The organism is Gilliamella sp. B3023, assembly GCF_026536845.1.
Lineage (GTDB): Bacteria > Pseudomonadota > Gammaproteobacteria > Enterobacterales > Orbaceae > Gilliamella > Gilliamella apicola_E.
Genome location: NZ_JAFNNH010000002.1, coordinates 51,313 through 60,005, shown reverse-complemented (window position 1 = coordinate 60,005; position 8,693 = coordinate 51,313). Strand labels below are relative to the sequence as shown.

Sequence of the window (8,693 nt, the reverse complement as noted above, 5' to 3'; positions counted from 1 at the left end):
ATGATCTGACTTAAATTAGTAGTATACTATGCGCCTCATAAAAGCATAGTTTTTTTGAGGATGTCAACTTGAGTAATGATAAGCTTGTGGACTCGTTTTCTCCCGTGCAAATGACCCAAATCGCCGAGGAACTTGGCAACTATAAAGTAAATAAAAACCCTACTAGTACTATAGTATCAGCTATCCTTGCTGGTGTTTTTATCTCTATCGCATTCGTTTTCTATATTACTGCCACAACAGGGACTTCAACCGTTGCTTTTGGCTTGGCTAAATTAGTTGGCGGTATCTGCTTCTCGTTAGGTTTGATGCTTGTTGTATGTTGTGGAACAGATCTTTTTACTTCAACTATTTTAACCATTTTACCTAAAATGACACATAAAATTAGTTGGATAAAAATGTTCCGTAATTGGATTTTGGTCTATATTGGTAACTTTATCGGTGCTATACTATTTGTAGGAATTATTTGGTTTTCTGGGCAATATATGGTAGCCAATGGTTTGTGGGGATTGAATGTATTACAAACCGCAGATCATAAATTACATCATACTTTCATCGAAGCTGTATTTCTTGGTTTATTAGCTAATTTAATGGTTTGCTTAGCTGCTTGGATGAGTTATGCTGGTCGCAGTCTACTTGATAAAATGCTAATTATGGTATTACCTGTAGCAATGTTTGTTGCAAGTGGTTTTGAACATAGTATTGCAAATATGTTTATGATTCCTATGGGAATTGTAATTAATAATTTTGCATCACCTGAGTTTTGGACTACTGTTGGAATATCTCCTGATTCATTTAAGGCATTAACCGTTGAGCATTTTATTGTAAATAATTTAATTCCTGTTACTATCGGGAATATTTTAGGAGGCTTGTTAGTCGCTATCCCTAATTGGGCTTTACATCTTCGTAAGCCACATTGATTTTATAATATTTACCCTTATGTAAGAGTAGATAGATATTTTTGTAAACCTGAGGTTAATAACTATGAGTAATTTAAACGAAGTACAAGCAACGGCTTGGAAAGGATTTAAAGAGGGTGATTGGCAAAGTAATGTCAATGTTCGCGATTTCATTCAAAAAAATTACACACCATATGAAGGTGATGAATCTTTTTTAGCTGGCGCAACAGATGCTACAACTAAATTATGGGATAAAGTCATGGAAGGCATTAAAATTGAAAATGCTACTCATGCTCCTGTAGATTTTGATACAAGTGTAATCTCTACTATTACTGCTCATGATGCAGGTTATATCGAAAAAGATTTAGAGAAGATTGTTGGTTTACAAACTGAAAAACCATTAAAACGTGCGATTATCCCGTTTGGTGGTATCAAAATGATCGAGAACTCATGTAAAGCATACAACCGAACTCTTGATCCTTTAGTCAAAAAAATCTTTACTGAGTATCGTAAAACTCATAACCAAGGTGTTTTCGATATTTACACTCCTGATATCCTTCGTTGTCGTAAATCAGGTGTTATCACTGGTCTTCCTGATGCTTATGGCCGTGGTCGTATCATTGGTGATTACCGTCGTGTTGCACTTTACGGTATCGACTTCTTAATGCAAGATAAATTTGCTCAATTCAATTCATTACAAGCTGATTTTGAAAATGGTGTTGATTTAGCAATGACTATGCAACGTCGTGAAGAAATCGCTGAACAACATCGTGCTCTTGGTCAAATCAAAGAAATGGCAGCTAAATATGGCTACGACATCTCTGGACCAGCTAAAACAGCTCAAGAAGCAGTTCAATGGACATATTTCGGTTACTTAGCTGCAGTTAAATCTCAAAATGGTGCGGCAATGTCTCTTGGTCGTACTTCTACATTCTTTGATATTTACTTCCAACGTGACCTTGAAGCAGGTTTAATTACTGAAAAAGACGCTCAAGAAATTGTTGACCATTTCGTTATGAAATTACGTATGGTTCGTTTCTTACGTACGCCTGAATATGATGAATTATTCTCTGGTGACCCAATTTGGGCAACTGAATCAATCGCAGGTATGGGTGTTGACGGACGTACTTTAGTTACTAAAACTTCATTCCGTTTCTTAAACACACTATATACAATGGGTCCATCACCTGAGCCTAACATGACTATTCTTTGGTCAGAACAGTTACCAAGTGGATTCAAAGAGTTTGCATCTAAAGTATCTATTGATACCTCATCATTACAATATGAAAATGATGATTTAATGCGTCCTGACTTCAATAACGATGACTATGCAATCGCATGTTGTGTAAGCCCGATGATCGTTGGTAAACAAATGCAATTCTTCGGTGCGCGTGCCAACCTTGCTAAAACTCTTCTATACGCAATCAATGGCGGTGTGGATGAAAAACTTAAAATGCAAGTTGGACCAAAAGAAGATCCAATCACTGACGAATACCTTGATTTTGACAAAGTATTTGCTCGTTTAGATCACTTTATGGATTGGTTAGCAAAACAATACGTAACTGCACTAAATGCAATTCACTATATGCATGACAAATACAGCTACGAAGCATCATTAATGGCACTACATGATCGTGACATTATTCGTACAATGGCATGTGGTATTGCAGGTCTATCGGTTGCTGCTGACTCATTATCTGCTATTAAATATGCAAAAGTGAAAACAATTCGTGATGAAGACGGTTTAGCTGTAGATTTTGAAATCGAAGGTGAATACCCACAATTCGGTAACAACGATCCACGTGTAGATGATATCGCAGTTGATTTAGTTGAACGTTTCATGAAGAAAATTCAAAAACTTAAAACTTATCGTAATGCAATTCCTACACAATCTGTTTTAACCATTACTTCAAACGTTGTTTATGGTAAGAAAACAGGTAACACTCCAGACGGTCGTCGTGCTGGTGCACCATTTGGACCAGGTGCTAACCCAATGCACGGACGTGACCAAAAAGGTGCGGTTGCTTCATTAACATCTGTTGCTAAACTACCATTTGCTTATGCTAAAGACGGTATTTCTTATACTTTCTCTATCGTACCAAATGCGTTAGGTAAAGATGATAGTGCACGTAAACGTAACTTAGCTGGTTTAATGGATGGTTACTTCCACCACGAAGCAACTGTTGAAGGTGGTCAGCACTTAAATGTTAACGTTTTAAACCGTGAAACATTATTAGATGCAATGGAACATCCTGAAAAATATCCACAATTAACTATTCGTGTTTCTGGATATGCAGTACGTTTTAACTCATTAACTAAAGAACAACAAAAAGACGTTATTACACGTACTTTCACACAATCAATGTAATTTAGTTAACTGATACTAACTTAAAATGGCGCCTACTTGAGGCGCTATTTTTTTATCAGAATAAGATTAAGATTTATTGATTCCATATCAATATTCTTAAAAAGAATGTTTTTCAACTGTTATTCTCATCATTAATTTAATAAGCGATTATCCAATTAATACAATTGGTGTAAGAAAGTATCATATGAGTTAAAATATCTTAAACAATAAAAAAGTAATATGAGCAAGCACTAGAGAATTTTTATGGAACAAAATATTATTATGACAACAAAGCAACCAATCAAAGGTCGCATTCACTCTTATGAGTCGTTTGGTACCGTAGATGGGCCAGGTATACGTTTCATTGTTTTTTTTCAGGGTTGCTTGATGCGTTGCTTGTACTGCCACAACCGAGATACTTGGGATTTAAAAGCAGGCCGTGAAGTCACTGTTGATGAACTGATGAAAGAGATCGTTACTTACAAAAGTTTTATTATGCCTAATGGCGGGGGCGTAACCGCTTCTGGCGGTGAAGCGACACTACAATCTGAGTTTATTACTGAATGGTTTAAAGCTTGTCATCAAGAAGGTATTCACACATGCTTAGATACCAATGGTTATGCAAGACAGTTAGATCACACAGTTGAAGCACTTATGGAAGTGACAGACTTAGTCATGTTAGATCTCAAACAAATCAATGATGAAATACATCAAAAACTAGTTGGCGTACCTAATAAGCGTGTGCTCGAGTTTGCTAAATATCTACAAAAAATTAATAAGAGAACCTGGATACGATATGTGGTTGTACCGGGGTGGACTGATGATGATAATTCCGCACATCTTTTAGGGCAATTTATTCAAGGTATGGAGAATATTGAGCGAGTAGAGTTATTACCCTATCATAAAATGGGCGCTTACAAATGGGATACGTTCGGAGATAAATATCAGTTAGAAGGGGTAGAGGCGCCACCGCGAGAAACCTTAGACAGAATACAACAGATCATAGAAAGTTATGGTCAATCGGTTACATTTAGTAAATAACATGATAATAAAAAAGGTACCGGCTATGGTACCTTTTTAGTTGCTATCCTTTTTTATCTAATTCTTTTACGCTTTATTGCTCGCAAAACAAAAATCGTTCCCTCCAGCGCAAGTACACATACTGACAACCAAATAAAGCTGTAAGAGATAATATGTTGTGCCGAGATCGATTCATGTAAAAATAGAACTGATACAAGCGTTAATAAAACGGGTTCAACATATCCAAGCAAACCAAATAATCCCAAAGGTAATAGTCGTCTAGCTAAAAAGTACATAGCAAAGGCGATAGCAGTAATGATCCCTAGCATTGGGATAAAAATGTGAAAGTGCGTAATATCACTCACAATCTGGCTAAATGGGTAATTAAAGGCGAAATAAATCACGCAACCAATAAATATAAAAAAGAAGTCGGAAAAGGTGCCACAAATCCCCTCTATTTGCAATTTACGACGTGTAATAAAGTAAATGGGGTAACCCAATGCAACCACTGCTGTTTCCCACGAAAATGCGCCTGTGGTATAGATTTCAACGGCTACGCCGATAGCAGCAAGGCAAACGGCAATCTTTTGCAAAAAGCTGAGTTTTTCCTTGTAAAAAATTTGACCTGAAATCACCATGGTTAATGGTAATAAGAAATAACCTAAAGAAGCAGATAAGCCATGCCCATTAAGCGGTGCCCAAATGAAAGTTAACATCTGAATAGTTAACAATAGGGAGGAAAAGATCAATCCGACTAAAATCATCGGTTGCTCTCTAATGCGCTTAAATAAATCCCTAATTGCGGACCACTGGTGTTCTATAAAGACTAACACCACTATGGCTGGAAACGAGGTTAATAAACGCCAGCAAAAGATGTCAACCACAGGAAGAGGCTGTAGTAAAACCGGATAGTAGTAAAGTAAGCCAAAAAGGCATGATGCGAGTATTGAAAGAACAACACCTTTAATCATTTTTCCACCTTTAATAAAAAAATAGCGCTAATTAATAGCGCTAAAAATGAAGTAAGCAAACTTTTAGTACATGGTTAACCGATTACTTCAACACCATTCATATATGGCACTAAAACAGAAGGCACTTTAATGCTTCCGTCTGCCTGTTGGTAGTTTTCCATGATTGCCACTAATGTGCGTCCAACAGCTAATCCTGAGCCATTTAAGGTATGGACTAAATAGGTTTTGTTATCCGCTTTATTACGATATCGAGCTTGCATTCGGCGAGCTTGGAAATCCCACATATTAGAACAAGACGAGATTTCTCGATAAGTGTTTTGAGCCGGTACCCAAACTTCAAGATCGTAAGTTTTGCATGAACCAAAGCCCATATCGCCGGTACACAATACGATTTTTCGGTATGGCAATTCAAGTAGCTGTAAAACCTTTTCCGCATGTGCTGTCAGCTCTTCTAAAGCTTTCATTGATTCTTCCGGTTTAACAATTTGCACAAGTTCGACTTTATCAAACTGATGCATACGAATTAAGCCACGGGTATCTTTGCCATAAGAGCCTGCTTCAGAACGGAAACAAGGTGTATGAGCAGTCATTTTCATCGGAAGCTGGCTTTCATCAAGTATCTCATCACGCACTAAGTTAGTTACCGGCACTTCTGCCGTTGGAATTAATGCATAGTTACTGCTTTCAGCTTCTTCATCGAGAGGTTTAGTATGGAAAAGATCACCTGCAAATTTAGGTAATTGACCTGTGCCAAATAAGGTAGCATGATTAACAAGATACGGAACATAAATTTCAGCATAGCCATGTTGTTCAGTATGCAGATCCAACATAAATTGAGTAATCGCTCGATGTAAACGGGCTAATTGTGATTTCATCACCACAAAACGTGCACCAGTAAGTTTTACCCCAGCAGCAAAATCAAGGCCACCAAAACGTTCACCTAAAGCGACATGGTCTTGGATTGGAAAATCAAAAGTCCTTGGAGTACCAAAACGAGATACTTCAACATTATCGCTTTCATCTTTACCATCGGGTACAGAATCATCAGGAATATTTGGAATGTTGGATGCAATATCTTTAATTTGGTTTAAAAGGATATCAAGCTCTGCTTTAGCGCTGTTAAGCTTTTCGCCTAATTGGTTTACTTCTTCTCGTACAACTGAAATATCTTCACCACGTGCTTTAGCTTCCCCAATAGCTTTAGAGCGGGCATTACGCTGTGCTTGTAAATTTTCAGTTTCAACTTGTAATATTTTGCGCTTTTCTTCTAATTGTCGAATGGTTTCAACATCTAATTTAAAACCACGACGTGCTAATTTGCTAGCAACAAGATCTAATTCGTTTCGAAGTAAATTTGGGTCCAACATAAAAAATCCACTATTATTTATTAAAGATATCTATCTACTTAAGTGGTTATTTTAATCTAGCTAACGACATATAAAAATAAAAAAGTAGATTGATAAAGGATATAAAATTTGTGAGCTTAGTATACTAGAATTTTACAGGGATTCAACCGAAATGACTCAGCCGAATGAGGATAAGTCTTATCAAATAAACGACAAATTAATCAATATTTTAATAATTTTAACCACTTGATTAAGTTAAATTTTGTTCACATTTATTAAATATTATTACTTTGGACATGAAACATTTACAGCACACTGATTATTTGCATAATTAGTAATTATGCAAAGTAGATATTTTAATATCTTTCAACTATTTTTGACATTAATTTCATCGGTTATCATTACTTAAAGGGCTGTACGCCCTTTTTTCTTAAACTAATTTCTTATCATAATGAACTTTATAAACAATAATGCCATTTGCTTGTATAAGAAATATAAAACTGTGGCAAAAATAACACATGCAATAGTTACGACAGTATACATTGCTACAATATTCATTTCCGTAAATATTGAATATTTTTTAAAAACGTCAATTAAGGCAACATGAGAAAGATAAAAAATATAAGATATAGTACCAGTTTTCGCTAATATAGGGTTGGATAAAAATTTCAAAAAAAACTCTTTCTTATAAAACAGCAAAATAATAAGGAAGGAAAACACAAAATAAATATTAAAATCACTTATATCTCCATTTCTTCTAAATGCAAGTAATTTTATAAATTCAATAATACATAATAATTCAAATACCATAAAAATAATGTTAATAACCTTTTTATTGTATTTATCCCAATTTGTTTTATTTATAAAATCAACAATAATATAAACAAATATCCCTACAGTTAACCCTAGCATACCTCTAATTACCCCAAAAGATAAAAAGTTTGCAAGTAATGGTTGTGAATGACCTGCTATAGAATTAAAGTTTGCAACTAAAACTAAAAGGGAAAGTATGCCTAAAGTAGGTATTATAAGAAACAATCCTTTTTCTTTAAAAAAGAAAACAAGACAATATATAAAGCAACCTAACCAAAATAACACAGAAACAAACCAAACCACTGAAAGTATGGATGGAATATTACTCATTCCACCAAACATCATCGCTTCAAGTAAAAATGTTTTTGATGGTTTATGTACATGAAATATTTTTAAAAAATAATATATAATAATTAAACAAAAGATAAATTCGGGATACAATCGCTTTATTCTCTCCCAAAAGAAAGAACTAACTCCACGATTATTTGCTGAATAGATAATATTAGAATAAAAAGACTTGGCCATTAGAAAGCCCGATAAAATAAAAAAACAATCAACAGCTAAGTGAGCTGTTCTGAAATATTTATTATATTCATATTCATTACCAAAAAATATTATTCCATTATGATGCCAGCAAATAAAAATAGCTAAAATAAATCTAAGGCTGTTAAAAGATAAAACAATTCCCATTATAAGTTTCTTATTACCAAAAAAGTGTTGGATTATAGGGATGTTTTTCTATAAGATCAAATGATTAATAGTATTACTCAGTTTTATTTGACATTTCAGTTAGTTTATAACTTTAAAAGAAGTGTCAGAAAGGAATCTAACAGCAAAATTATCAAACCTAAATTAGGGCTTTTAGTTTAGCGTATAAAATGGATTCGATTGAATTGATGCTTTGTGTTGGTAAGATTAACGAAGTAAAACTTAAAATAATATGGATTACAACAAGTGAAACTATTTTATATACAAAATTTTCATATCTATGACTACGTTAATCATCAGCTAACTGGTACATCTAAAGTAGAACTCTATTTTTTACACTAAGGGAAATGAATGGAGAGGAAACACTATCAAAGGTTAAGAAATATTTTTATTTAGATATCAATCACATGTTCTAATTTGCAAACAATATTACATTTGTGGCACAAAATTAAAAGACAGGTATAAATATATAACGATCTTAGAGAAACTTTTTTAAAAATATCGTTATTGGCGCACCCGAAGGGATTCGAACCCCTGACCGCTCGGTTCGAAGCCGAGTGCTCTATCCAGCTGAGCTACGGATGCTTGTAAG

Annotated in this window: 6 protein-coding genes and 1 tRNA gene; 3 read left to right on the top strand and 4 right to left on the bottom strand. The window is 34.6% G+C overall.

From position 1 onward, the window contains the following. Positions 1-68: 68 nt before the first annotated feature. The 3 genes from focA to pflA all read left to right on the top strand — a co-directional run bounded on the left by focA (position 69) and on the right by pflA (position 4,284). Complete coding sequence (focA, locus tag J3U16_RS01710) at positions 69-917, top strand: formate transporter FocA (RefSeq protein ID WP_267330062.1); 849 nt, start codon at positions 69-71, stop codon at positions 915-917. 64 nt (positions 918-981) lie between these two features. Beyond that, complete coding sequence (gene pflB, locus J3U16_RS01705; protein WP_267330063.1) at positions 982-3,264, top strand: formate C-acetyltransferase; 2,283 nt, start codon at positions 982-984, stop codon at positions 3,262-3,264. A gap of 261 nt (positions 3,265-3,525) precedes the next feature. Beyond that, positions 3,526-4,284 (top strand): pyruvate formate lyase 1-activating protein, encoded by a 759-nt coding sequence (pflA, locus tag J3U16_RS01700; protein ID WP_267330064.1) that lies wholly within the window; start codon positions 3,526-3,528, stop codon positions 4,282-4,284. Positions 4,285-4,337: 53 nt separating this feature from the next. On the opposite strand, the gene rarD is transcribed toward pflA, so the two are convergent. From rarD to J3U16_RS01680, 4 genes are all read right to left on the bottom strand, one after another. Next, positions 4,338-5,234: an EamA family transporter RarD gene (gene rarD, locus J3U16_RS01695; protein ID WP_267342428.1), complete on the bottom strand. Its 897-nt coding sequence runs from the start codon at positions 5,232-5,234 to the stop codon at positions 4,338-4,340. Positions 5,235-5,308: 74 nt separating this feature from the next. Then, on the bottom strand, positions 5,309-6,601 hold the full coding sequence (serS, locus tag J3U16_RS01690) for a serine--tRNA ligase (RefSeq protein WP_065734216.1): 1,293 nt from the start codon (positions 6,599-6,601) through the stop codon (positions 5,309-5,311). A 414-nt stretch (positions 6,602-7,015) separates the two neighbouring features. Next, positions 7,016-8,083, bottom strand: coding sequence for an acyltransferase family protein (locus tag J3U16_RS01685; protein ID WP_267330066.1), 1,068 nt, complete (start codon positions 8,081-8,083; stop codon positions 7,016-7,018). 526 nt (positions 8,084-8,609) lie between these two features. After that, positions 8,610-8,686, bottom strand: a tRNA-Arg gene (locus tag J3U16_RS01680). Positions 8,687-8,693 lie beyond the last annotated feature (7 nt).